This is a genomic window from Methylobacter sp. BlB1 (assembly GCF_015476545.1).
Lineage (GTDB): Bacteria > Pseudomonadota > Gammaproteobacteria > Methylococcales > Methylomonadaceae > Methylobacter.
Genome location: NZ_JADMKV010000201.1, coordinates 1 through 784, shown reverse-complemented (window position 1 = coordinate 784; position 784 = coordinate 1). Strand labels below are relative to the sequence as shown.

Sequence of the window (784 nt, the reverse complement as noted above, 5' to 3'; positions counted from 1 at the left end):
TTTCTCATGCCTCTCATTATCTATCATACTCAGCAGATATTGAACAGGCTCTAAGGGCAGAGAGGCCGATTATGTGATTGTCCTTGGGCTGGAGCAAGGCAAACAGGGCTTTCCTTCGGAAAAAGCCACGCATGCGTTGCTGGAACTGCTGTTGCCTAAAGCGGAAGACTATCAACATGCCGAGGAAAGGCGGCTGTTTTACGTCGCGCTGACGCGGGCCAGGCATCATGTTTATCTGATCGCCGACGGCAACAAGGCTTCGAGCTTCGTCCGGGAACTGGTCAATGACAAATACGCCATCCTGACCGATGAGTTTCAGGGCCACGGTTTCCAGCAACAAGTGGCTGATACGCCTTGTGAGCGCTGTCAGACCGGTTATATGGTTGTCCGGAAAAACCAATACGGCATTTTCTACGGCTGCAATCAATATCCGCTCTGCGGTCATACGCAAAAAGGTTGTCCGAAGTGCGGCGGTATTTTGATTACGGAGGGACGCTCCAGGGTTTGTCAAAACAGAGACTGCGAGGTTGCCGAACCGGTCTGTCCAAAATGCGGCGGCGGCATGATCCTGCGCAAAGGCAAATACGGCCAATTCTGGGGATGCGCCAATTACCGGACGAATGCCGGATTTTCCTGCAGTCATACCGAGCAGGCTGTAAACTCTGGTACAAGAGTCGGGTTGCCGGACCAGGATTACATCACTTGATGCCATTCCGTTCAGAAAATATCAGTTGAATTCAGATCGGTTTAGCAAAGTGTCGCTAGCGCGACGGTTGTGTTAATC

1 protein-coding gene and 1 pseudogene are annotated in these 784 nt (G+C 51.7%); both read left to right on the top strand.

Translation table 11 applies throughout. The features are described 5' to 3' along the window. Window positions 1–61: 61 nt before the first annotated feature. A pseudogene (locus tag IT781_RS22690) lies at window positions 62–229 on the top strand (3'-5' exonuclease); the annotation flags it as partial. Window positions 230–340: 111 nt separating this feature from the next. Then, entirely contained in the window at window positions 341–706 is a 366-nt protein-coding gene (locus IT781_RS22020; RefSeq protein ID WP_370527079.1) for a type I DNA topoisomerase, read from the top strand. Window positions 707–784 lie beyond the last annotated feature (78 nt).